The sequence below is a fragment of the Microtetraspora sp. NBRC 13810 genome (assembly GCF_030268685.1).
Classification (GTDB): Bacteria; Actinomycetota; Actinomycetes; order Streptosporangiales; family Streptosporangiaceae; genus BSRQ01.
In genome coordinates this window covers 57,844-80,669 of the sequence record NZ_BSRQ01000031.1, presented here as the reverse complement: position 1 = coordinate 80,669, position 22,826 = coordinate 57,844, and the positions used below count along the sequence as shown (strand labels likewise).

The 22,826-nt window shown below is 67.9% G+C and carries 20 protein-coding genes; 8 read left to right on the top strand and 12 right to left on the bottom strand.

The features are described from left to right. Nucleotides 1-416 precede the first annotated feature (416 nt). The 5 genes from QSK26_RS39100 to QSK26_RS39080 all read right to left on the bottom strand — a co-directional run bounded on the left by QSK26_RS39100 (nucleotide 417) and on the right by QSK26_RS39080 (nucleotide 6,479). Nucleotides 417-2,294 carry a hypothetical protein gene (locus tag QSK26_RS39100; RefSeq protein ID WP_285780412.1) on the bottom strand — a complete coding sequence of 626 codons (1,878 nt, stop codon included), beginning with the start codon at nucleotides 2,292-2,294 and terminating at the stop codon, nucleotides 417-419. Further along, on the bottom strand, nucleotides 2,291-2,569 hold the full coding sequence (locus QSK26_RS39095; protein WP_285780411.1) for a hypothetical protein: 279 nt from the start codon (nucleotides 2,567-2,569) through the stop codon (nucleotides 2,291-2,293). The genes QSK26_RS39100 and QSK26_RS39095 overlap by 4 nt, the downstream gene beginning before the upstream one ends. A 1,420-nt stretch (nucleotides 2,570-3,989) precedes the next feature. Next, entirely contained in the window at nucleotides 3,990-4,721 is a 732-nt protein-coding gene (locus tag QSK26_RS39090) for a CPBP family intramembrane glutamic endopeptidase (RefSeq protein ID WP_285780410.1), read from the bottom strand. Between the two features lie 120 nt (nucleotides 4,722-4,841). Beyond that, entirely contained in the window at nucleotides 4,842-5,561 is a 720-nt protein-coding gene (locus QSK26_RS39085) for an ABC transporter permease (protein ID WP_285780409.1), read from the bottom strand. Between the two features lie 33 nt (nucleotides 5,562-5,594). Next, nucleotides 5,595-6,479 carry an ABC transporter ATP-binding protein gene (locus QSK26_RS39080; RefSeq protein ID WP_285780416.1) on the bottom strand — a complete coding sequence of 295 codons (885 nt, stop codon included), beginning with the start codon at nucleotides 6,477-6,479 and terminating at the stop codon, nucleotides 5,595-5,597. Nucleotides 6,480-6,780: 301 nt separating this feature from the next. On the opposite strand from QSK26_RS39080, the gene QSK26_RS39075 reads away from it, so the two are divergent. From QSK26_RS39075 to QSK26_RS39065, 3 genes are all read left to right on the top strand, one after another. After that, nucleotides 6,781-7,899 carry a sensor histidine kinase gene (locus tag QSK26_RS39075; protein ID WP_285780415.1) on the top strand — a complete coding sequence of 373 codons (1,119 nt, stop codon included), beginning with the start codon at nucleotides 6,781-6,783 and terminating at the stop codon, nucleotides 7,897-7,899. An 18-nt stretch (nucleotides 7,900-7,917) separates the two neighbouring features. Then, nucleotides 7,918-8,520, top strand: coding sequence for a response regulator transcription factor (locus QSK26_RS39070; RefSeq protein ID WP_285780408.1), 603 nt, complete (start codon nucleotides 7,918-7,920; stop codon nucleotides 8,518-8,520). A 239-nt stretch (nucleotides 8,521-8,759) separates the two neighbouring features. Next, on the top strand, nucleotides 8,760-9,056 hold the full coding sequence (locus QSK26_RS39065) for a hypothetical protein (protein ID WP_285780407.1): 297 nt from the start codon (nucleotides 8,760-8,762) through the stop codon (nucleotides 9,054-9,056). Nucleotides 9,057-9,206: 150 nt separating this feature from the next. Here the strand turns inward: QSK26_RS39065 and QSK26_RS39060 are convergent, their stop codons facing one another. The 6 genes from QSK26_RS39060 to QSK26_RS39035 all read right to left on the bottom strand — a co-directional run bounded on the left by QSK26_RS39060 (nucleotide 9,207) and on the right by QSK26_RS39035 (nucleotide 13,324). Next, the gene (locus tag QSK26_RS39060) at nucleotides 9,207-10,019 is read right to left on the bottom strand and encodes a DUF4352 domain-containing protein (RefSeq protein ID WP_285780406.1); all 813 of its coding nucleotides are present in this window, start codon (nucleotides 10,017-10,019) and stop codon (nucleotides 9,207-9,209) included. A gap of 554 nt (nucleotides 10,020-10,573) precedes the next feature. Beyond that, nucleotides 10,574-10,801, bottom strand: a complete 228-nt coding sequence (locus QSK26_RS39055) for a hypothetical protein (protein ID WP_285780405.1) — start codon at nucleotides 10,799-10,801, stop codon at nucleotides 10,574-10,576. 136 nt (nucleotides 10,802-10,937) lie between these two features. After that, nucleotides 10,938-11,327: an LLM class flavin-dependent oxidoreductase gene (locus QSK26_RS39050; protein ID WP_285780404.1), complete on the bottom strand. Its 390-nt coding sequence runs from the start codon at nucleotides 11,325-11,327 to the stop codon at nucleotides 10,938-10,940. Between the two features lie 4 nt (nucleotides 11,328-11,331). Beyond that, nucleotides 11,332-11,577 (bottom strand): PNPOx family protein, encoded by a 246-nt coding sequence (locus tag QSK26_RS39045; protein ID WP_285780403.1) that lies wholly within the window; start codon nucleotides 11,575-11,577, stop codon nucleotides 11,332-11,334. Nucleotides 11,578-11,840: 263 nt separating this feature from the next. After that, entirely contained in the window at nucleotides 11,841-12,500 is a 660-nt protein-coding gene (locus QSK26_RS39040) for an ankyrin repeat domain-containing protein (protein WP_285780402.1), read from the bottom strand. Between the two features lie 212 nt (nucleotides 12,501-12,712). Then, nucleotides 12,713-13,324, bottom strand: coding sequence for a TetR/AcrR family transcriptional regulator (locus tag QSK26_RS39035; RefSeq protein WP_285780401.1), 612 nt, complete (start codon nucleotides 13,322-13,324; stop codon nucleotides 12,713-12,715). Nucleotides 13,325-13,364: 40 nt separating this feature from the next. On the opposite strand from QSK26_RS39035, the gene QSK26_RS39030 reads away from it, so the two are divergent. Together QSK26_RS39030 and QSK26_RS39025 are read left to right on the top strand one after the other, a co-directional pair. Next, complete coding sequence (locus QSK26_RS39030) at nucleotides 13,365-14,537, top strand: macrolide family glycosyltransferase (RefSeq protein ID WP_285780400.1); 1,173 nt, start codon at nucleotides 13,365-13,367, stop codon at nucleotides 14,535-14,537. Nucleotides 14,538-14,551: 14 nt separating this feature from the next. Further along, nucleotides 14,552-17,485, top strand: a complete 2,934-nt coding sequence (locus tag QSK26_RS39025) for an AfsR/SARP family transcriptional regulator (protein ID WP_285780399.1) — start codon at nucleotides 14,552-14,554, stop codon at nucleotides 17,483-17,485. Nucleotides 17,486-17,605: 120 nt separating this feature from the next. Here QSK26_RS39025 and QSK26_RS39020 read toward each other — a convergent pair whose 3' ends face one another. Further along, nucleotides 17,606-19,018 (bottom strand): S41 family peptidase, encoded by a 1,413-nt coding sequence (locus QSK26_RS39020; RefSeq protein WP_285780398.1) that lies wholly within the window; start codon nucleotides 19,016-19,018, stop codon nucleotides 17,606-17,608. 285 nt (nucleotides 19,019-19,303) lie between these two features. Between QSK26_RS39020 and QSK26_RS39015 the strand changes: the two genes are divergently transcribed. The 3 genes from QSK26_RS39015 (at nucleotide 19,304) to QSK26_RS39005 (ending at nucleotide 22,708) form a co-directional block, all read left to right on the top strand. Further along, nucleotides 19,304-19,711, top strand: a complete 408-nt coding sequence (locus tag QSK26_RS39015; RefSeq protein WP_285780397.1) for a hypothetical protein — start codon at nucleotides 19,304-19,306, stop codon at nucleotides 19,709-19,711. 391 nt (nucleotides 19,712-20,102) lie between these two features. Beyond that, nucleotides 20,103-21,518, top strand: a complete 1,416-nt coding sequence (locus QSK26_RS39010) for an AAA family ATPase (RefSeq protein WP_285780396.1) — start codon at nucleotides 20,103-20,105, stop codon at nucleotides 21,516-21,518. Next, nucleotides 21,512-22,708, top strand: a complete 1,197-nt coding sequence (locus QSK26_RS39005) for a tetratricopeptide repeat protein (protein ID WP_285780395.1) — start codon at nucleotides 21,512-21,514, stop codon at nucleotides 22,706-22,708. The genes QSK26_RS39010 and QSK26_RS39005 overlap by 7 nt, the downstream gene beginning before the upstream one ends. The last annotated feature ends 118 nt before the right edge of the window (nucleotides 22,709-22,826 follow it).

Sequence of the window (22,826 nt, the reverse complement as noted above, 5' to 3'; positions counted from 1 at the left end):
GGAACACGATCGTCTCCAGCATGAAGAGCTCCACGACGCTCAATGCGGGAAACGATCACTTTCCGTGCGGGAAGCGATCTTTACGCTATCTTTCCGTCCCAGGCCAGACCCACTCGTGAACACCCCACCCAGGGCAAAGGCCACTTCCCATGATCGGAAGTGGCCTTTCTGGTTCCGTACAGTAGCGAAATACAGCTAGGAGAGCATCTTGAGCGCCTCCTGTGGCTTCTCCGATGAGACCTCGCTGTAGACGTTCATCGTGACGGCGATCTGGCTGTGGCGAAGCCATCTGCATCGCGATCCTCGGGTGGACGTCCTGAAGGATCGCGTGAACTCGGAGCGCAGGCCGCGCCCCTGGGTGCAGTCTGAGGTCCCAGGGGCGCGGCTGCGTCAGTTCGACCGCGACCTTCCCGTGCCTACTTCTTCGGCACGTACAGCCGGATGTTGTCGATGCGGGCCTGCCCCTCACCGACGTTCGTGTACGGCTCACCGATGACGAAGTAGTCGGGGTAGGCCGAGCCGGCCGGCCACTGGTTGTCCCACGTCTTGGAGCCGAATGCGCCCCGCGCGGTGTGCGACGTGTTGAACTGGCCGTTGTATTCCTCGGCGTCCACGTTGTAGTGGAAGATCGGGACGTTCGCCCCGACCACGCCGGCGTCGTCGTCGATGAAGCCCCGGGTGAACCGGTAGGTCTGCTTGCCGACGTTCTTGAAGTTGCCGCTGACCTCGAGCGTGTAACCCGCCTCGGTGCGCTCGATGGCGAACGTGTAGTCCTGCTTGGGCATCAGCTCGGGCTGCAGCTCCACGGCCGACTTCTGCACGCCGGAAACCGGCCGACGGTCGCAGCTCGTCACGAACGTCTGCGACTGACCGAGCGAACCCGTGAAGAAGAGCATGTTCACCGTGGTGCGGTTGCTCTCGTCCCAGGGGTACTTCTCACCGGTCCGCGAGTTGCAGACGTCGTAGCCGTCCGTGTTCCGGGACGGGGCCGGGCTGAACTGGTCCATGAGCACCTTGCGGTGCCAGTGGTACATCGCCAGGTTCCGGGGCATCGCCGGGAAGTCCAGGATCGACATGAAGTGGAACGCGTTGTACGCCTCGTTGCTGTCCTCCCGCACGGAGCGTGTGGCGCAGGGGTCGGCCGGTTCGATGTCGTTCGGGTTGCTGACCCAGGGGTAGAACGTCTTGCACTCCCCGAGGGCGTACCCGTTGTACTTGCCGTCGTAGAACAGCGAGCCGTTACGCAAGCCGCCGAAGTCGAGCGTCTTGAGGTCGTACTCGATGCGGTAGTACTTCGGCAGCGGCTCGGTGTTGCGGATGATCGCGCCACCTGTGTGGTTGGGCACGGTGATCTTGGCGACGGAGCCCGCGTTCTTCAGCGACTCCGTCACGATCGACGGACGTTCGGCAGGGTCGGTGTAGCTGTCGTCGACCCGCCCGCCGCTCTCGCGCGCCGAGAGGGACGCCGTGAGCCAGCCGTCCCGGCCGAACTCGGTCTCCTGCCGGTAGGTCCGCATGGTCCCCATCGCCGCGTCGAACTTGGGACCGAGCTGAAGGCGGTAGAGGTCGCCGTTGTCGTCGTTGAAGTCGTCGACCGGCTCGCTGTAGTCGTCGAGCACCCACGGGCTGGCCTCAGTGCGGATCGGCTTCCCGAACTGCTCGACATACTTGAGCTGCCAGTCCGGGGTGACGGGTTCCGGCTCGGGCGAGGCGGCCGCGCACGGCGGGGTCACGCCGTCGTCGTCCTGGATGATCGTCAACTTCACGCTGTGCAAGGTCACCCCGGCCGAGCCCGCCTCGACGCGGAAGTCGGCGCCGCCGTTCTCGCGGTTGGCGAACCGGGCGTCCATCAGCTCGAAGCCCGCCGTCTTCCACGTGTTCGACCCGGTGCGGTTCACCGAACCCGTCGAGCCGTACGCGCTGCTGGTCGAGTCGTACTGGACGCGGAATGTGGCCCCGCCCTCGTCGAAGTACTCGAACTGCAGGCACGCGACGAACGCGCCATCGAAGGCGACCGCGTCGTCGACCTGGAAATACATGTGTTCCGCCGGTGCCGAGGTCTCCACGGTCGCGCGTGCGCTCAGCCCGCCAACCGTCACGGGTGCGGTCGTGCCGTCACCCTGGTCGATCTGGCGGAGACCGTTCTCCTCGTTGACCTCGCCCAAGATGATCGAGGCGCTGGGCCCGTCCGCGGCGGCCGAGGTCGAGGCGAGGAGCAGAGATGCCCCCAGGGTGACCGCGCTCAGGGCCGCCACGGCCGAGCGACGCCTGCGATTGCGAGTTGTTGCTCTCATTGTGCTTCCTTCTCCGTTGAGCAAGGCGTCCGTTCGTGCCGCTCCGGGCCTCGGGGCCGCGCGTGAGGCGCGGCCCCCGTGACGGGATACCGGTCGGTCGGCGTCTGCGGGTGAGCCGGCTGCTCGACGTCGGTCATCCAGCGGTAGACCGAGTCGTATCGGATGGCGTCGACGTTCGTGACGATGTCCGTCGTCGGCGAACCCCAGGTCCACTCCTCGCCCGGTGCAAGCGTGGTCGACGACTTCCTCGTCGTCGGCATTTCTGTCGCCACCATTCGAATAACTCGAATCCTCTTCGATTTGGTACCTGATCATAGCCTTGATAAATGCGAGACACCTTGTCAAGGGTTTCGATTCGTGGACTTTCCTGGCTGATCGACGGATTCCTCACGGGGCATTCGAGCATGTCGAATCGACGGTTCATCTCGACACCGGCGTGGGCCGTCGACGGTCGCGGCCACGGTGATGGGCACCGCGGCAACTGGTTACGCCGCCTGTCGCAAGGGGAGACAGACTCCCGCCGCACGTCGAGCGCGAGCCCGGTCACCGGCAGGCGGCGTCCGAAGGACGTCAGGCGCACGCTTGCTCTTGCCAACCCTGAGGTCCACTCGGTGGACTCGGCCACCAGCCGCGTTGTCAATTAACCAGTTGCTAAGTGAATCAGAACAACTTGAGAAGGGCCTGTGCATTAATTGTGGAAGGCCTCCAGATCGCTGTAGAGCGGGATCTCCCCGATCTCGTCCGCGTGGCAATAATGCTCTTCCGCAACCTCTATCAGCAAAACCCTTCGGAGGTCGCGGAGACGTGGCGCAAGGCGACCTCAACTGAACCGCAGGAGCGAATGACGCAGTGATCATCTTGGCGCAGAGGGTGGGCCCGTCCATCAAGCAAGCGAAAGCCTTCAGCCGGCCCCAAGCCACGCCGCACGCCCGATCCCTAATTGCGAGGAGGATTGGTAATGGCGTGCCAGGGTCTTTTGATGACGGGCGGCCAGGTGCTGGGCGTGGCGGGCCTGCCTCGACCATCGCGGCCCTGAAGCGGGCTTCGGCGGCGATGGCGCGATTGCGGGACATGCACGGGATGATCAAGCGGGGGGCGGCACTGGTACAGGTTGTTCGCCCAGGTCAGATCAGCTGGCGGAACGGTTCCGGCCGCGCTCTCCTCAAGCGGCTGCCTCTCTGCTCTCGCATAGCCGAAGCTTCACGCAGTGGTACAAACGGGCCGCTGTTGACGGCGACGGACGGAAGAGATCCGACATGCCCGCAGAGGCGCTCTTCGGGTTCCTTGGAGTCTTGCTTGGCTCCCTCAGCACGTCAATCCTCACGATCTCCAAGGAACGACTAACGACCAAGCGGGAGGCGGAGGTAAGGGATCGGCAGTACAAGCGTGAGCGCCAGTTGGCGCGCGACGCCTTCCGGAGGGACAGCATCCTTGCTTCAGTCGAAGGTCGGTGCCCTACTCAAGTCGGTATACGCCGAGTTGGATCGAGTCATCGCCATTGAGAAGGAGTCGGGACAGTGGCCCGCACGCAAGTGGGAGACTCCAACAGCCGTAGGCTGGTCCGAAGCTGTGAACCCCTGCGGATTCGCTTCAACGAGGCGGTTGCGCGGGTGCTGCCCTCGTTGTACCGACCACCCGGAAGGCAGATCACCGGCCACGGGCTGGCAGCGGCGCGGACCGGCCGCGTTCACGCGATCAGCCGGGCCCGGTGCTTCCGGTGAGCAGTACGAACAGCGGTAGGCCCGTGTTGTGGACGGCGTGGACGGCCACCGCGGGCCAGATCGACCCGCTGCGGCGCATCACCTCGGCGGCGATGACGCCCACCACGAGCGCCGTGGTCATGGCGATGTTGATGCCGTGGAAGAGGGCGAAGACCACCGAGCTGGACAGGACGCCGACGACGGGTCCGTAGCGCAGCAGGGCGTTGGTGACGACACCGCGGAAGAGGAACTCCTCACCGATGGGGGTGAGGACGGCCAGGAAGGCGAGGGTGAGGATCAGGGGCAGCACGCCGCCGCCGGCCGCGTCGTAGTACGGGCCTTGGGGGTCGGCGTCGAAGCCGGTCAGGGTGATGACGACGTAGTTCACCACGCCCTTGAGCACGAACGCGACCACGCCCGCGACCGCGCCGATGCCCATCCAGCGCCAGGTGGTGCGGCGCACGCCGAAGACGCCCCAGGAGCGGATGCGGATCAGCACGGCCGCGGCGAAGCCGATGAGGCAGACGATGCCCGACCAGGCGGCCAGCGTCAGCCCGTACACCACCGTGTCCAGCTCCAGCCCCAGCGGGCCGAAGAACGGAGCCACGGCCGTGGCGGCCGCCATCGCGAGCAGGCCGACCACGATCTCGGGCCAGCCCGGGCGCGCCGGAGAGGTGGTACCGGCCGGGTCCGGCTGCCGCGGGTGGCCGGCATGGTCAGTCGACATGGTGGTGAACTCCTTGGTCTCCGGTCTCGATGGGTGTCGCCGGGGCCGGCGTGTGGCGTCCGGCGCGGGCCGGCCGGTGTCGTGTCATCCGCGCCCATGGGTGATCCACGCCGATCGCCGTCATCGGCGCGGCTCCCAGCGGAAGATCCGCGAGGCCAGTGCGACGGCGACGATGACCCAGCCCAGCGTGGGCGCCAGGAGGATCAGGGACTCCGTGAGAGGGGCGCCGCCGTTCCAGGCGTTGAGGACCAGTTCGGTGGCCGAGCCGCCCGGAAGCAGCCGTTTGAGCAGGGCGAGCTCCTCGGTGCCGGTGATCCCCACCCAACTGGTCACGGCGATGGTGCCGAGGCTGACGGGCAGTGTGGTCACCTGGGCGTGTTCGGGGGAGTTCGTCACTCCGGCGGTGGCCAGTCCCAGGCCGAGCATCATGATCACCATGGAGAGGGTGGCCGCCACCAGGAGGAGGACGTTGTCCGGTTCGCCGGTGACCGCGGCCAGCGCGGTCATGATCACGGCCACCTGGACCAGCGAGATGACGGTGATCGGGAGGAGCAGCCCGGAGAGGATGGCGGTGTCGCCCGCCGCGGTGGAGCGCAGCCGCTTGAGGAAGAGGTTCTGCCGACGTGCGGCCAGGGTGGTGACCGTGGTGGTGTAGAGCCCGAACGCCCCGATGGTGAACATGACCACCGCCGCGATGTATCCGAGGCTGCCCAGGGCCGCGAAGCCTTCATGCTGGTAGATGAAGACCGCGCTGACCGCCACAGGCATGACGAGACTGGTGACCAGAACCAGCCGGTTCCGGAAGATCTGGATCAGCTCACTGAGAGCGATCGAGAGCATGGCGAAGGTCCTTGTCGCTGGGAGGGATCGGGGCTACTCGCTGTCGAGGGCGCGGAAGACGTCGTCGAGCCGGGTCGGTCCGGCCTGGAGTTCTCGCAGCTCCACCTCGTGGTCCTGCGCCCAGCGGAGCAAGGTGTGCAGGTCTTCTTGCAGGCCGAAGGTCTCGATGAGGAACGTCCCGTCACCCTCGCGCGTGGCTCGCAGCGGTGGCGCGGGTGCGGCGGGCGCGAGGGAGAAGCGGATGGCGGCCGGCAGCGTTCGCGTCAGCTCGGAGACGGTTCCCTCTCGGTGGAGGGCGCCTTTGTGCATGAGGCCGATGCGGTCGGCGCGCTGCTGTGCCTCTTCCAGGTAGTGCGTGGTGAGCACGACGGTGGAGCCGTCTTCGCGCAGCTTGTCCACGACGTCCCACAGGTCGTCTCGGGATTGGATGTCCAGACCGGTGGTGGGCTCGTCCAGGAAGATCAGCTCAGGTGTTCCGTACATGGCGGTGGCGAAGTCCAGGCGTCGTTTCTCGCCGCCGGAGAGCTGGGACACCTTGGTGCCGGCCTTGCGGGTGAGGTCGACGACGCCGAGCACGCGTTCGACCCGGTCGGTGCGCTGCGTGAGTTTTCCGATCAGCCGGACCGATTCCTGCACCGTCAGGTCCGGCGAGAATCCGCTCTCCTGCAGCATGATGCCCATCCTGGGCCGCACGGCGCGCCGGTCGCGCGGGCTCTTCCCGAAGACCCGCACGGTGCCCGAGGTGGCGGCGCGGTGGCCTTCGACGGTCTCCAGGGTCGAGGTCTTCCCCGCCCCGTTCGTGCCGAGCAGCGCGTAGAGCTCTCCGGGCCGTACCTGGAAGGACAGGTCCTTCACGGCGTGGAAGTCGCCGTAGGTGAGGTTCAGACGTTCAACGTCGATCACTGGTGTCGAGGACATGCCGTCGATCCCAGCAGCCGCCGCGCCCACCGGGCAGTGCGACCACGTCACCACCTCGCCATGACATTCCTCGGGTGAACGTATGACGCAGCGTCACTGGTGCCCACCACGGAACCGGAAGAATACTGAGGGCAGACCCCGCTGTTCTCTCCTGGAGAGCCACCCATGGACACGCATTCCGCTGACGGTCAACATGACCGCCTTGGTCGTGGTCTGCGCGGCGTTCTTCCTCCACTGCCTCGGCGCCGGTCTCATGTCTGACGGCGTGGGGTCGTGGTCGGCTCGGGCAGGGGCGCCCACGATGTCCGAGCGCACCGAGAGGACGCGGGGACGGCTGCGCAGGCTCAATCTCGTCATGTTCCTGCCGCTGCTCGCCGTCGTAGGGGCGCTGCTGGTGGCGACGGACGCCGAGACCTGGTGGCAGGCCGTTGTCCTGGGGGTGGGCGTGGTCGCGGCCCTGGTGACCTTCGTACAGTGGGCGGCGCGCGACATCGCCCGCGTCGCGCTCCCCTGCCTGATCGTCACCGCGGCCGTATGGGCCCTCGGAGTGCTGGTGATGGACAGTGCCACGGCGTTCTACGGCATTTTGATCGTGGGCTCCCTCGCCGTCCCCCAGCTGCCGCGCCACCGAGGCCGGGCGGCCCTGGCGCTGACCGTCTACGTCGCCGCGGTGGGCGCGGCGAGGCTGTTGGTCACACAGGAAGACGTCTCCGGTGTTCTGATCGGATACGTCATCGTCCCCGCGGGCGTCACCGCGGTGCTGACCGGCCTGATGTTCCCCAATCAGAGGTTCTACGGCCTCGTTGCGGAGCTGGAGGAGGCGCGAGAACGCGAAGCCGAGATGGCCGTCATCCGGGAGCGCATGCGTTTCGCCAGTGATCTGCACGATATCCAGGGCCACACGCTGCATGTGGTGAAGCTGAAGATCGCGCTGGCCCAGAAGCTGGTGCACAGCGACGCCGAACGGGTGGAGCAGGAGCTGCGCGAGGTGCATGCCCTGGTCAGTGACACCATCACCCAGACCAAGGAGCTCGCCTACGCGCAGCGGCGGCTCAACCTGTCCGCGGAGCTGGAGAACGCGAAGAACCTCTTCGAGGCCGCGGGCATCCGGGTGCGCGTCGACCGTGAGGCCGAGGTCGACGCGTACACGGGCGAGCTGCTCGGCCAGGTCCTGCGGGAGACGACGACCAACATCCTGCGGCACGCGCAAGCCGAGCAGGTGCGCATCACCCTGTCGGAGTCGGGCATCGCGATCGTCAACGACGGCGCGCGGGAGGCTCCGCCGCCCGAACTGCGGGGGCTCGCCACGCTCAGGGAACGAGTGATGAGCAACGGAGGCGAACTGACGGTGGAGCAGAAAGACGGGCGTTTCCTGACGGCCGCGGCGTTCCCGCACGGCCGTTCGGACACTGCCCTCTGAGAAGGGGAAGGACGATCGATGACCACCGTGGTACTCGCCGACGACGAGGCGCTGCTGCGCAAGGCGCTGGCGGCGTTGCTCCCTCTCGAAGGCGAGATCACCGTGCTCGCCGAAGCGGAAGAGGGTGAGGCGGCCGTCCAGGCCACGCTGCGACACCTGCCCGACGTGCTCGTCATCGATCTGGAGATGCCCGGTATGGATGGACTCGCTGCCGTCGCGGAGATCCGCCGTGCACGGCCGGAGCAGGTGATCCTCATGCTGACCCGCCATGCCAGGCCCGGAGTGCTGCGCAAGGCACTGAAACTCGGGGTACAGGGCTTCGTCAGCAAGTCCGCGGAACCGGCGCACATCGTCTCGGTCATCGCGACCTTGCACGAGGGCAAGCGATGGATCGACCCGGACGTCTCCGCCCTCGCAGTCATCGACGACTGCCCGCTCACCGACCGCGAGATCGACGTGCTGCGAGCGACCCGCGACGGCTACTCGGTCGCCGTCATCGCCACCCGACTCCACCTGGCGGAGGGCACGGTGCGCAACTACCTCTCGAACGCGATGCAGAAGACCCAGACCCGGACCCGGCACGAAGCGGCACGGTACGCGCGTGAGCACGACTGGCTGTGAGCGCCGATGGCGGGGAATGACGTCGAGGTCCGTCCGGTCGTTCCGGCTGATGATCGCGGTTCTGGACCCTGCGCGGCGACTTCTCCCCGTCCCGGGGATCATCCGTCTCACGGCTCACACGAGGAGATCGGCACCACGACACCCGAAAGCTGGCCGCGTAGAGGATGCTCGGCTATGGGCACACCTGCCCTGAACAGGCCCTCCGTCGATCAGATCGGCGTGCGGCTGGGCGGCCATCGGTGACAGTCGTACTCGCCTGGAACAACGTCCGGACCAATCGCACGGGCTTTGCCGCTTCGTTCGCGGCGGTGCTCCTGGCCGTGATGCTGGTGGCCGGCAGCGGCCTGGTGGTCGCCGGCGCCGGAGCGCGCGACGAGCTGAACGGCGTCATGGGGTTGCTGGTGCTGTCGGCCGCGGTGTCGGGGTTCGTGTCGGTCTTCGTGGTCGCGGGCATGGCAGGTTGTACGGAGTCCCTGTTCTATTCGCGCGTCCGGTTACCGCTGCTCGCGGTGCGTGAAAGACCAGGCGCAGCATGAAGGTATCCAGTGTGGACAGGTCAGTGCGGTCCCAGTCGAACAGCTCAACCCCATCACTCCAACGGATCCGCAGAGCGTAAGTAATTTGCCTGTCCCGGCAGCGGTCATCACTGCGCTTCGCAACGGCCCCCTTCTTGCCCTCCTGGTCTTTCAATCGAGCTGCCATTCGCCTTTCTGCTGTTGGAACATGACCCCGAACTGCAGCTTCGCGGGCTTAGCACTGCTGGGAACTGTGAACACGATGACGCCCTTACGAGAGTCACCTGGGGATACCGTGATCGATCCGCTAAAGGAGACACCTTCGGTGATGGGGGCCAACGTAGTGCGATGCTGCTGACCTTCGGCGTCGATCAGGTCAGCGCCGAACATCGGAGAGTCGGTGTAGACCTGTTGACCGACGTTCTTGAGAGTGAGTTCGACGGCAACGTACCGGGTGCCGGCATCGGGCTGGAGAAACTGGTTGTTCGAGGTCGCGTTGTCAATGACCCGATTAAGGGTGACAGCGACCTGGACGCCGGGCTCTCGCCCCTTGACGGTGATGGTCTCGCCGACCTTGGCGACCTGGCCCTGCTCAGTAGGCGGTTCCTGAGACTGCTGGACTTCTGTGGGCTGAGTGGTTTGTGTGGTCGCCGCGGGGGCTGAGGTATCAGCAGGCTGCGCTTGGTCGGGGGCAGAGCGCAGCCGCTCATCGGCAATCGTGGTGGTGTTGCTGCCGAGGGCAGTCACAGTTGCCACGCAGCTGCCGAGTAGCAGGAGCGGGATGCCGATGACCAGCATGATGATCAGCCCGGTGTTGTTCTTCCGCGGCGGCGGTGGGGGTGGCGGGTAGCCGAGGCGTGGCTGATAGTCCCCGTAGGGCTGCTGCTGTGGGAGATGCCCTTGCGGTACGTGCGGTGTACGGCCATAGGGCTGCTGAGGGTGCTGGCCGTGCGGCGGCTGTGAGCCCTGCGGGGGATACGTCACGACTTCTCCAGAGTTCTGGCGGTGCGTGGGAGACGCGTGGCACCTGCATCTGGATTGCCGCGTGACCGGATCCGGCCACTCTTGCATCTGGATGCCGCATGGGAACGGATCTGCCTATGTGACATCAAGGTCTCAGTGCTCCAGCATGGCCACTTGTAGGTGGTCGACTGGCTGACTACCTATAAGAGCCGGCGGATTGAGAGGCCGTCCCATAGCTCAGCGGAGGAGGCGCTGTACAGCAGCCGATACGGCAACGCTGCCGTTCACGATCACACGGTACCGACCCGCAACCACCGCCTGAGCAGGGTGGAACGCCGCTGACCAGGCATCTGACCTTTCCGCGGATCAGAAGGTTGGTGAGACCTTGCCCCTGACCACAGCACCTGAACAGCCCGAACGCCCCGAGCCGATCATGGCCGGGGAGTTCCATCTGGTGTGACGGCAACCCGACTGCTTGTTCGGGCTGCCTAGCTGCTTCGGAGGAGTCGCGCTTTCAGCCGTGAGGTTTGGTAGGTATCTGAGTGGGACGCGAGCTCTCGTTTGAGACGCCGGTTCTACCGGCGGTGTGTTTTGACGAGATCGGCGAACAGGGCGATCGTGCGGTGCTGATCCTCGGGAAGTCCGACGGGGAAGATGATCAGCTCGGTGGCCCCGGCATCGGCGAAGCGGCCTACCGTTTCTTCCACAGGGGTCTCGTCGCCGGCGACCAGGGTGTCGTCCGGTCCTGTGGAGCCCTGCCGATCGAGCAAGGCGCGGAAGGTGGGCAGGGCCGCGTCGTCCACATCGTGAGCGCGCCGTCGGCTCGCTCGCCGGCGAGGGCGAGCATGCGAGGCCCGTTCGCGGCGAGCAGGAGGGAAGGCGGGTCCACCTCTGGGGTGGCGACGCCGCCGACCGCTGTGATCGACGGACCGCGGACCTCTACCTCCTGCCCCGCAGGACGGGGCGGAGGACGTCCAGTATTTCTTGGGTGTGCCGTACGGGGGGCTGCCAGGTCAGCCCGTACCTGCCTTCGACGACCGGTGCGTGGCTCGGACCTATGCCGAGGGTCAGCCGCCCACCGGTTGCGGCGTGTGCGGTCAGCGCCTGGGCGGCCAGGGCGAGAGGATGTCGCGGGTAGGTCCCCACGACGGACGTGGCCAGTTCGATGTCCGGTGCGCGGTCGCCCAGTGCGGCGAACACCGTCAGTGGATCCCATCCGCCGTGCTCACCGAGCCAGAAGCGAGAGAAGCCGTTCGCCGCTGCGCGCTCGATCTCGGTCAGGAGCTCCGGGATGGGCGCGGCACCATAGCTCGACAGTCCGATTTCCATGCGGTCAGTTCCTCAGGCTCGCGTGGCATGAACAGTGATCAGGCGTTTCGTGGTCAGGACTTCCGGTGGCGACGCGGCGACTGCTTCGGCGGTCAACGCTCCCTCGTTTGACCTTGCCGCTGTTCCGTGCCGTCAGCACGAACAACTCCTCGCCGTCTACGACGAACGCGCCCGGGGTGGGGACGGCCTGGCCGTTCTTGCGGAAGGTGACCAGACTGATGTGCCGACCGGTCTCGTTGAGCCAGGTCATGCCGCCCCCGCCGTCATGGCGAAGTTCGCGGGAGGGACCTGTGCATCCGCGGCTCTTGTGGGGGCGCGTCGGCCGTGTCTGGCGTGGCTGGGCCGGTCCGGATCGTCGGGTAGGCGCGGTGCGTCAAACGGTGTCACTCGGTGATCTTTGAGGGTTTGAGGAAATGTCCCTGTGCGCCTGGAAGAGGTCCGCGCCGGACTCATCGACCGGTAGCGGATGTCACCGGCGCCATGTTGAATAAACCGACCTCTGGATTCTGTTGATCAGACGAATCCCTCGGCAACGAGCCGTGCGCCGTGTTCGTCGATAACGTGCCGCTGACCCGATCCCTCAACGACGCGACACCAGCTTTCCACGGTCAGTTCGGCTTGCTCCAGTCGATAGCTGAAACCGCCATGCATGCCGGGGACGGCAAACCAGCAGGCTGGGTTCCGTTGCTCGGTGAGTGTTTCCAGCTCGGGAAGTCGCAACTGCTGACAGGTGATCAGATCGCCGGCGCGGTCGTGAATCAGCGTGTGAAAATGCCGTTGGATCGACCTCATGGTCTCGACCGGCAGCCGGTGGCGGATAACTGGCGTAAGCGGTACCAGGAGATGATGGTGTCCCATGCGATCAGCGATGTCGACCGCCTGCTCTCCTTGAGCCGTGCGCAGCATGCGCCAGGCGCCGCCTGCGACCAACTGGTGGGCGATGTCGGCGTCAGCGCCGTGCCGGGCGACCTGGTGAAGTGGGGCGTATCCGCTGCTGCCGCCGACTCTGCCGCCGTTGATCCAGTCGGGGCGCGCTTCGAGCAGATCGAAGACCGTAGACCAGTCACCGTCACGTGCCGCGTCGGCCAGCTTGTCGCGTCCCTCGATCACCCGGTCGCTGTAACTCGACCGCTGAGTGACGCCGTCCCAAGTCGAAACCTCGTCCTGCCCCATGCGGCACCTATCTGCTTGGCCACCGGAGATACACCAAGCAGTGTGCCAGGACAGGTACACCACCCCTGCTCTGTTCCGTGGGAGTGCCGGCGGTCAGGGTGGTGCTGTGCGATTGGTTGTGGGGCGGATCACTCGCGAGCGGGGGGCTGGTCCGGGCCGCGGCCGCGATCCGGCGTATCGCGGCCGAGTCCTCCTGGCGATCCGTCTGGTGGTCAAGGCCGGGAGGATGGGGAGGTCGTCAGTCGGTTCAGGTGGTAGTGCACGGTTTCGAGTGCGCTTTCGGGGGCGCATATGTCGAGCAGGAGGTCTGAGGCCAGCCCTTCGATCATGGCGAGGAGTGCGACGGACTCGTGTCCGGCGTCGAGTCCGGCCTTGATCTCCCCGTCTCGCTGCGCCTGGATGATCAACTCGGTCACCCGGTCGTGCAGCAAGGAGTGGCCCTCCCGTAGTACCTCGGTCAGTTCGGGAGCGTCGACGGCCCGTGCGACGAAAGCCTGACCGGCGCGGCGCTCGGCGCGGCGGCGCTCGTCCAGCGGGAGCATCTCGGCCGCCATCAAGAACAGGAAGTCCCGTACCCGGAACCTGTCCAGGTCGCAGAGCCGGGACATGATCCGCGCGGTGACGTGCTCGCCCAGATACCCGACCACGTACCGGAGCATTTCGTCCTTGCTGCCGAAGTAGTGCTGCACGGAGCCGAGTGAGACGCCCGCCTCGACCGCGACGTCGCGCAGCGTTGCCCGGTCCAGCCCGTCGCGGCCCGCGATGCGCAGCACGGCCTCGGCGATGTGCCGGCGCCGCTCGTCATGGTCGACCTTCTTCGGCATGACCTTCCTTTCCCATACACATGTATTATAATACACCGGTATGGCAACCTTGGCATTCTTCGCCCCGGCCGCGGCGGGGCACGTCAACCCCACCCTGGGCCTGGCCGCCGAGCTCGTCCGGCGAGGCCACCGCGTCACCTACGCCATCACGAAGGACTTCGCGGCCCGGGTCGCCGAGACCGGAGCCGAAGTGGTGCCCATAACCTCGACCTGGGAGTCGCGCGAAGACATGCGGGCGCCGCAGATGCACGGTAAGGAGCTCGTCCGCGCCTCCCGTCTGCTGCTGGCGGAGACCAGGACGATGCTGGCACAGGTCTCCCAGGGGACGCGTCCAGACCTGGTGGTGCACGACGGGACGCTCGGCTGGTGGGGGCGGATCATGGCCAGGCGCTGGCAGGTGCCCTCGGTGGAGATCTGGCCGAACCTGGTCAGCAACGACCACTGGTCGATGGGCGCGAAATACACCACCCTCAACCCCGTCAGTCCGCGTTTCCTGCTCTTCGCCATGCGGATGGCTCTCTTCCTGCGCAAGGAGGGGATCACCGATGTCCCGGGCTTCATGCGCGGCGACGGGGCCGGGCTGCGGCTGGTGATGCTGCCGCGTGCCTTCCAGTACGCCGGTGAGACGTTCGGCAGCGGCTACAGGTTCGTCGGTCCCGCGCTGACCGAGCGGGCCTACCAGGGGAGATGGAGGCCGTCGGGCGATCTTCCCGTGGTGCTGGTCTCCCTCGGCACCGGTTACAACGATCGTCCCGGGTTCTACCGCACGGTGCTGCGCGCGGTGGCGGATCGGCCTTGGCAGGTCGTGCTGGCGGTGGGGCCGGTGGACCCTGCGGAGCTGGGTCCGATCCCGTCCAACGTGCAGGTGCACGGACACGCGCCGCAACTGGCGGTGTTGCGCCACGCGCGCGCGTTCGTGACCCATGCGGGGATGGGCAGCACGATGGAGAGCCTGCACTTCGGGGTGCCGATGGTGGCCGTGCCGCAGATGGCCGAGCAGCGGGCCAACGCCGACCGTATCGCCGAACTCGGACTCGGCAGAGTGCTGCGGCCCGAGGAGGTCACCGACTCCACGCTGTGGGAGGCGGTGGAGGACGTCGCGTCGCGCGAACACATGCGCGAGCGTCTGAGCTGGATGCGCGGCGAACTGGCCGCGGCGGGCGGCGCCAGGGCGGCGGCGGACGCGGTGGAGCAACTGCTCGCCGGAGCGTGAGAAACGGTGATCTGGTGACGCTGAAAGCGACGTCCTCGTCTCGATCTCCCAGTGATGGCAGTCGCGGCGCGGCAGAGGCACTCGCGAGAGCGAAAGGACAATCGGTGCACGAGGCACTGGGCGGGACGGAGTTCCGGCTGCTTGGGCCCGTCGGGATCTGGGCGGGAGACAAACTGACCGGGCCTTCCACGGCTCAGCAGCGTTCGGTGCTCGCGACATTGCTGCTGCATCCCGGCCAGGTGGTCTCCCTGGACCGGCTGGTGGAGACGGTGTGGGGGCGGCAGCCGCCGATGTCGGCGCGCAACGCCGTTCACGGATACGTGTCGAAGCTACGACGACTCCTCGTCGCCGTGCCGGACACCGAACTGGCCACGTCGCCCCCGGGCTACCGGCTGGAACTCGATCCGCTGCGGGTGGATCTGTACCGGTTCCGTGACCTGGTCGGTCAAGCCGGGGCGAGCCGGCCGGAAGAGGCCCGTGGGCTGCTCCGGCAGGCACTGCGGCTGTGGCGCGGGGCGCCGCTGGCGAATGTGGCGGGCGATTGGCTGCAGGACACGTTCGGAGCGGCATTGCGGGACGAGCGTCTGACCACTCTGGAGGAGCGCATCGCGGCCGACCTGCGATGCGGTCGTCACCGGGAACCGCTGGCCGAGCTGCCGATGTTGCTGAGCGAGGACCCGCTGCGCGAGCGGCTGGTCTATCTGCTGATGACGGCGTTGCACCAGGACGGCAGGCGTGCCGCCGCGCTGGAGGTCTACCGTGACGCCCGGGCCAGACTGGTCGAGGAGCTCGGGATCGAGCCGGGTGTCGAGCTGCGGAACCTCCACCAGCAGATCCTCGAAGCGGACTCAGTCGCGGCGCAGTGGGCGTACGGGAGCCCGGAGCACGCCCCTCCGGTGCCCGCCGAGTTGCCGGCGGACGTGGCGACCTTCACCGGACGTTTCGCCGAGGTGGCCTGCCTGACCGGCTTGCTCGACGCGGACGGGCAGGCCCGGAGGAGGATCTGCCAGATCAGCGGGACGGGCGGGATCGGCAAGTCCGCCCTGGCCATTCACGTGGCACACGCCGTCGCCGATCGTTTCCCCGACGGGCAGCTGTACGTGAACCTGCAGGGCGCTACCCCGGAGGTCGATCCCGTCACGCCGCTGGCGGCGCTCGGCCGGTTCCTGCGCTCGCTCGGCGTGGCCGACTCGGCCGTGCCCGCGGACGTGGAGGAGGCCGCCGGCCGGTTCCGTTCCCTGACCGACGGCAGGAGGTTGCTCGTCGTGCTGGACAACGCCCGCGACGCGGCGCAGGTTCGGCCGCTGCTGCCCGGCAGCTCCACCTGCGCTGTGCTGGTGACCAGCCGCAGGATGCTCACCTCGCTGGAGGACGCGAGCCAGGTCCCGCTCGATGTGCTCACTGACGTGGAGGGACTGACCCTGCTCAGCGGCGTGACCGGTGCCGGAAGGATCGCCACCGACCCCGCCGCGGCGGCGGAGGTCGTCCGGCTCTGCGGGGGTCTGCCACTTGCCCTGTGCTTGGCCGGGGCCCGGCTGAGCGCCCGGCCCAACTGGCCGGTGTCGACGCTGGCGCGCCGGCTGGCCACCGCGCGGCGCCGCCTCGACGAGTTGCGAGCGGACGATCGCGCGGTGCGCGCGAGCTTCCAGGGCAGCTACCAAGACTTGCCGGCCAGCTCGCACGGTGCCGCGGCGGCACGAATGTTCCGATTACTGGGCCTGCTGGACGGCCCGGACCTCGGCCTTCCCGCGGCCGCCGCGCTGGCGGGCCTCCCCGACGAACAGGCCCGGGATCTCCTTGACCACCTGGTCGACGCCCAACTGGTGGAGAACCACACGCCGGACAGATATCGCCTGCATGACCTGCTTCGGCTGTTCGCCCGTGAACAGGCGAACGAGGAGGAAACGAGTACGGCTCAGCAGCAGGCCGTGGAGCGTGTCCTGCACTGTTATCTCGCGACCGCGCGTACCGCCGTCGACAGGGTGAAAGGAAGCGGCTCATGGCGTACCGCCGTCGGCCCGCGGGCGCTCACCCATCCAGGGGCGACGTTGAAGACGAGTGAGGACCTGCACGCCTGGATCGATGCCGAGGAGGACAACGTGCTGGCGGTCGTCGGCCAGGTCGCGCGCACCTCCGCCGCCGGCCTCGCGGTCGCGCTGGCCATGAGCTTCACCGTCTCGCTGTACGAGAGGGGCCACTGGCTCAAGCAGCTCGCCCTCTGCGAGCTCTCCTTACGGGCCGCCGAATGCACTGAGGATCGACTTCTCCTGGCGCACATGCACGGTGACCTCGGCTGGACGCAGATCTGCACCGGTAGGACGGCCGAGGGAATCGTCCTTCTCCACCATTCGCTCGCCGCCTATCAGGAGTACGGCCACCCTCCCCGCGAGGCGGCCCTGCTGGATCAGATAGGCATCGCCCATCGCGCGTCGGGCCGCTTCGAAAAGGCCATCGAATATCATTTGCGGGCACTGCGCACCGCACGCGAGGCAGGAGATGACGGTCCTTGGCGTGAAGGAGTGATTCTCACGCACCTCGGTCTGGCGTACCAGCACGCGGGGAGGTTCGAGGAGGCCATCGATCTGCACACGCGGGCGATGACGATCTTCCAGGAGTTCGGGGTGACCGTCGACAGCGTTTGTGTTCGGATACACCTCGGCGAGGCGTACCGGCTGGCGGGAAGGCCGGACGAGGCCGTGTGGCACATCCGGCAGGCCCTGACGCTCTACCGAGCCGACGGCCACGTGGCCGACTACCGGGAAGCGGAGATCTCCTGGGGGCTCGGGCTCGCGCTCCACGATCTCGGCGAGTTGGAGGAGGCGCGGCGATTCCGGCGGCGATCGGCTGCCATTCTGCATCGCCTCGGCCTGGTCACCGGCGAGGAGAAGCAAGCCATGGAGACCACCGCGGAACACAACACTCCGAAAGTGATCCAACGGCAGCTCTGACATCGGAGCGCCGACGCCGCCGTCAGAACCACGCCGGCCAGGACCACCGGAAGCGTCAACGGTGACCGCCGATCCACCGCGCCCGGGTGCGGGCGACGAACCCGCCCTATGTGATACGGATCACAACAGTGCGACGGCCTTGTCCATGGCGGGGTCACGTCCGGCGGACAGATCCCCGGCGGTCAACGGTACGAAGTGATCGGGCGGCACGCCGATGCCGTTGATCCTTTCGCGGTCCGGGCCGAGACCGACCTCGGTGGCGATGCTCACGGTCGTGTTGTCATCGAGCGCGTACCGGTGGGCGACCCCCGACACCATGCCCGAGGTACGGGCGCCGATCACCGGGCCGAGTTCCAGGCCCTTGACGGCGCTGGTGAACGCGTCGCACGACGAGGCGCAACCCCCGTCGGTCAGCACCGCCACGGGCAGGCCCAGCAGCGGGACGCTGTCGTCGGTCCGCTGCGGGGTACAGGTCTCGCCGACGTCACACCGGTAGCCCCAGATCCTGCCGTGAGCCAGCGCCCCGAGCAGCCGCGGGACCTCGGCGGCCCGGCCCCCGATGTTGCCGCGGACGTCCAGCACGACGCCGCGCAGCGTGGCCTGCTCGCGGAGTTCGGCGATGGCCGCCAGGACTTGGTCGGCGGACCCGGAGCCGAAGGTGTTCATCCGGACGGCGGCGATGTCGCCGTCCACCAACTGGGCGCTGACCGTTCTGGTCGCCGGTGTGAACGTCTCCGGCCGCAGAGTGACCGTCCAGGTCCGGCCGGTCGCGGGACGGCGTAGCGAGAGCCGGACCGGGGCGTCGTCGCCCGCGCGGGGGGAGAGCATCCGCAACGCGCCGACGGACACCACGCTGTCCGCGAACGGGGGAGCGCCGTTGACGGCCTCGATGACGTCACCGGGGCGCAGGTGTTGCGCGGCGGCCGGTCCGCCGGTGACCGCGGTGATGTGCAGTGGTCCCCGCGCCCGCTGCGGAGAATGCTGGGCCAGATAGGACGAGGACGAGGCGGTGAACCCCAGCCCGTAGGACGTGCCGGGCTCGCTGGGCGAGGACATGCCGCGCGTCCAGCGGACGTGATTGTCGTGCAGGCCGCCGATCATGCTGTCGATGGCGGCGCCGGCCACCGCCTGGCGTACCCGGTCGTCGGGCAACCGGGAGGTGATGCGCTCATAGGCCGCGGCGAACGTGCCCCAGTCGGCGGCGCGGTCGCCTGCCAGCGGCGGCATCACGGCGTCCGCCTGGTCGATGCCGCGTCCCTCCAGCTCGGTGGTCAGGCCCGCGAACGCGGCGGCCAGCAGGTCGCGATTGTCGAGCCTGGCACGGGCGAAGTAGTGGTCCAGGAGACAGTTGTAGACCTGCCCGACGGTGCTGACCTTTGTGGCCGTCGGCGGCGGGAGACTGGGAGCGCTGGTCTGGACGCAGGGCTGGGGATCCCGCCCTGTGGCGTCCGCGCTGCCGACGGCGACGCTCAGCAGCAGCGTGCTCGCGCACATCACCACCGCCCCGCGCCATATTGACGAACATTTCCGCATGTGAAGCCCCTTCAACCAGTGGAAATCATCCTGTCTGCGAAAGGCGATCGAACACTAGGCGCTGTTTCCCGGGCGTTTCCGTTGCGAGGCCGACAGGCTCGGACGGGCGAGTCTGCGGTGCCATCGCAAAACCTCTGAGGGTGGGCGGTGCAAGGCTTTCAGTGGCATTTCAGCAGCACTTAAGGGGCCATTCCTATGATGAGCGTGCACAAATCATCAGCGCGAACTCGTCTTGCGCTTCATCGAGAGAGAAGGTTCATGCGACTCAGGTTGAGAAGCATCGCCGTGGCCGGCACCGTGGCTGCCGCCATGCTCGGACTCACCGCTCAGAGCGCCATGGCGGCGAGTGCGGGAATCTCGAAGTCGGTAAGCCCCGGCTGCAGGGCGACCGTCACGCTCAACGACACCACGTCAAAGGCCAGCGTGACCGGGAAGCTGACCGTGGGCTGTTCCACCGGCACGGTATTGGTGACACCCTATATCAGCATTTTTCGCGATGGCAGTCGAGTGGTCGACTCGAAAAGTCCGGGGCTTCGGCAGCTCGGTCCCGGCGACGCGGTCAACTACACCGTCCACACCGCTGACGCGGCCGGCACGCAATGCTACAAAGCTCGACTTTTCGTTCTCGTCGTCACCCCCCTTGGTGAGGTGGACGGGAGCGTCACGATGGATACGGTCTGCGTGAACACCTGAGTTTTCTCTTCGAGTGATTCGACCCGGGGTCCGGGCGGGGCCGTCGATATCCGAACGCTCTGAGGGGTGGAGCCCGGGGCGAATCCTCGTCGCCACATCGGTATTCGGCTGTGGCTATTTCGGCGGCACCCACGCGCCGCATGTCGCGCTTCTCAAACCGATCCCTGAGCTCACTGCGTGGGCGAGCAGCGGGCGAAACGGTGACGTAGCGCGAACAGTGGACGACGTGGAGCGACCTTCTGGGGAGTGGCCCCCGAGGACGTGGAGTCGGCGGCTCGCGCAGACCAGCGGTGATATCGCGACAAAGGCTGACATACAGACCACCGCCCGAGTTCGATTTCGGTAGTTTGAAGAGCTCTGAACCACCGATATCGCAACAGAAGGGGCCAACGTGGTCGACGACCCCGGTTTGAAGGCGCTGGGCGAGGCCGCTCGTCTCTCCCCGGACAACCTGCCCCTGCGTCGGCACCTGGCCGAGCAGCTACTGAACAAGGGGTATCTGGCCGATGCGGAGGCCGAGTTCCGCGCCGCGCTCGTGCTCGCGCCCAAGGACCCGGACATCATGGCCGGGCTGGCCGAGGCATTCGTCCGGCAGAGCTCGCACGGGGAGGCGCTGTCTGCGCTGGAGCCGCTGCTCGCCGTGGGCGGATACCCGCCGCGCGTGGGGGTGCTGGCGGCCCGCGCCCTGCTGGGCGAGGGGAGCGTGCACAAGGCGGCCTACCGCTACCACGAGGCGGTCTCGCGTGACCCGTCCGTCGCGGACGCCGACCTGGCGGCCCGCCTGGTGATCCCGCTACCTGCCGCCACCGCGCCATCCGCGCCACCCGCCGCCACCGCGCCATCCGCGCCATCCGTGTCGCCCGCGCCGCCGCCCCAGCCCGCCGGGTCCACGTACCTGGGGCCTTCCTCGGCCACCCACGAGCGGTCCACCGCGGAGGTCGAGCGGTCGGCCTTCAGTTTCGCCGACGTCGCCGGGATGGACGAGGTCAAGGAGGCGCTCCGGGTCAAGCTGCTGCTGCCCGTCCAGCAGCCCGAGCTGTTCGCCGCCTTCGGCAAGCGCGCCGGCGGCGGTGTCCTGCTGTACGGGCCGCCGGGAGTCGGGAAGACGCACCTGGCCAGGGCTGCCGCCGGCGAGCTCGGCGCGGCGTTCGTGAGCGTCGGGCTGGCCGACATTCTCGACATGTACATCGGCTCCAGCGAGCGGAACCTGCGCGCCACGTTCGACCTGGCCCGCCGCCACCGGCCCTGCGTGCTGTTCTTCGACGAGGTGGACGCGCTGGCCGCGCGCCGTTCCGACATGCGGCAGGCGCACAGCCGGCAGCTCGTCAACCAGTTCCTGTCGGAGCTGGACGGTGTCGACCAGAGCGCGAACGAGGGCGTCCTGGTGCTCGCAGCCACGAACGCGCCCTGGTACATCGACGTGGCGTTCCGCCGTCCTGGCCGGTTCGACCAGCTCGTCTTCGTACCGCCGCCGGACGCGGAGGCACGCGCGGCGATCCTGCGCATCCTGTGCCGCGACAAGCCGCTGGCGGAGGTCGACTTCGGCGCCGTGGCCAAGGTCACCGACCAGTTCGTCGGCGCCGACCTCAAGGGGCTGGTGGACCGGGCGGTCGAGATCAAACTGCAGGAGTCGATCCGCGCGGGCCGGCCGATCCCGCTGTCCACCCGCGACCTGCTGGCCGCGGCCAAGGCGGCCAGGCCCACGGCGGTACGCGAATGGATGGCCACCGCGCGCAATTATGTGATGCACGCCAACGAGTCGGGCGCCTGGGACGAGCTCATGCCCTGGATCCAGCGCAAATGGTGAAGACAGACGACCCGTTGGCGCGGGCACGGCTGTTACTGCAGATGGGCCGCCCTGCGGACGCCGAACGCGAGCTGCGCGGCCTCCTCACCGAGCAGCCCCAGCACGTCGGCGCGCACGCGCTGCTGGGCTTGGCGCTGGTCCAGCAGGGCCGTACGGGCGAGGCACTGGAGGAGTCGCGCGAAGCGGTGGGGCTCGCGCCCGACAACTGGATGCCGCACTACCTGTCCGGCCAGGTGTACTACCTGGCAGGGCTGATCGAGGAGGCCGCCCGCGCGACCGCCGCCGGCATCGCCCTCCACCCCGAGTACGCCCCTTCCTGGGAGCTGCTGGCGCGCGTCCACATGATGCGGCGCAACTGGGTCCAGATGGCCGAGTGCGCCGGCCGCGGCCTCGGGCTGGAGCCGCAGGACGCCGACCTGGCCGCCCTGCTGGCGATCGCGCTGACCATGCTCGGCCGGCACGAGCAGGCCAGGGCCGCCGCCGCCCAGGCCGTGAGCAACGACCCGGAGAGCACGCGGGCGCACTGGGCCTACGGCCGCGCCGCGCTGGCCGCCGGTGACCCGAGGACCGCCGCCGAGTCCTTCCGCGAGGTGCTCCGCCTGGACCCGGGCTTCGAAGCGGCCAGGGACCATCTGGTGTTCGCGTTGAAGGAGCGCAATCCGGTCCACCGGACGCTGTCGCGGCTGCGGCGGCGGTTCGTGGGCGGCTGGCGGCTGGTGTTCCTGCTGCCCGCGCTGCCACCGGTCATCCTGGTGTTCGTGATCATCGCGCTGCTGCACTGGGCGGCGTGGATCGCCGAGTCCTGGACCACGCTCCGCCTGGCCAGGGCCAAGGCCACCCGGCTGCTGTTCGAGGGCGCCGCGGCCCGGGTGTCCATGCTCTGCCTGGGCCTGTTGGCGGCGGGCGCGACCCTGCTCGGCCTGGGCGTCGGGCTCGGCCAGGAGGCGGTCGGGTTGGCCGGGGCGGCGACCATGGCGCTGATCACCCCCGTCCAGGAGGCCGCCCACACCGGTTCCCCGGTCGGCCGGCGCATCCTGTACGGCTGGGCGATCCTCCTCGCGATGACGGCCCTCGGCGCGGTGGTCACGTCCGCCTTCTCTCCGGCCCTCCTCGCGACCTACGCCGCGCTGGCCACGATCTGGATCGCGGCGGGCGTACGGAAGATCTTCCGCCCCCGTCGGGAGGTCTAGGACGCGGCCGGCCTCGCGGGCCACCGCTCGTGCACCCGCCCCACCTCGCCCGGCCACCACCGCGACCTCGGTGCAGATCGGCGGGCGTCCAACGCGCCGAGGTCGCGCAGGTGTCTTC

Coding starts and splice junctions, on each gene's coding strand:
- QSK26_RS39100 (WP_285780412.1), bottom strand. CDS start 2,294: ATGAGAGCAACAACTCGCAATCGCAGGCGTCGCTCGGCCGTGGCGGCC.
- QSK26_RS39095 (WP_285780411.1), bottom strand. CDS start 2,569: ATGGTGGCGACAGAAATGCCGACGACGAGGAAGTCGTCGACCACGCTT.
- QSK26_RS39090 (WP_285780410.1), bottom strand. CDS start 4,721: ATGTCGACTGACCATGCCGGCCACCCGCGGCAGCCGGACCCGGCCGGT.
- QSK26_RS39085 (WP_285780409.1), bottom strand. CDS start 5,561: ATGCTCTCGATCGCTCTCAGTGAGCTGATCCAGATCTTCCGGAACCGG.
- QSK26_RS39080 (WP_285780416.1), bottom strand. CDS start 6,479: ATGTCCTCGACACCAGTGATCGACGTTGAACGTCTGAACCTCACCTAC.
- QSK26_RS39075 (WP_285780415.1), top strand. CDS start 6,781: ATGTCCGAGCGCACCGAGAGGACGCGGGGACGGCTGCGCAGGCTCAAT.
- QSK26_RS39070 (WP_285780408.1), top strand. CDS start 7,918: ATGACCACCGTGGTACTCGCCGACGACGAGGCGCTGCTGCGCAAGGCG.
- QSK26_RS39050 (WP_285780404.1), bottom strand. CDS start 11,327: ATGGAAATCGGACTGTCGAGCTATGGTGCCGCGCCCATCCCGGAGCTC.
- QSK26_RS39045 (WP_285780403.1), bottom strand. CDS start 11,577: ATGACCTGGCTCAACGAGACCGGTCGGCACATCAGTCTGGTCACCTTC.
- QSK26_RS39040 (WP_285780402.1), bottom strand. CDS start 12,500: ATGGGGCAGGACGAGGTTTCGACTTGGGACGGCGTCACTCAGCGGTCG.
- QSK26_RS39035 (WP_285780401.1), bottom strand. CDS start 13,324: ATGCCGAAGAAGGTCGACCATGACGAGCGGCGCCGGCACATCGCCGAG.
- QSK26_RS39030 (WP_285780400.1), top strand. CDS start 13,365: ATGGCAACCTTGGCATTCTTCGCCCCGGCCGCGGCGGGGCACGTCAAC.
- QSK26_RS39020 (WP_285780398.1), bottom strand. CDS start 19,018: ATGCGGAAATGTTCGTCAATATGGCGCGGGGCGGTGGTGATGTGCGCG.
- QSK26_RS39005 (WP_285780395.1), top strand. CDS start 21,512: ATGGTGAAGACAGACGACCCGTTGGCGCGGGCACGGCTGTTACTGCAG.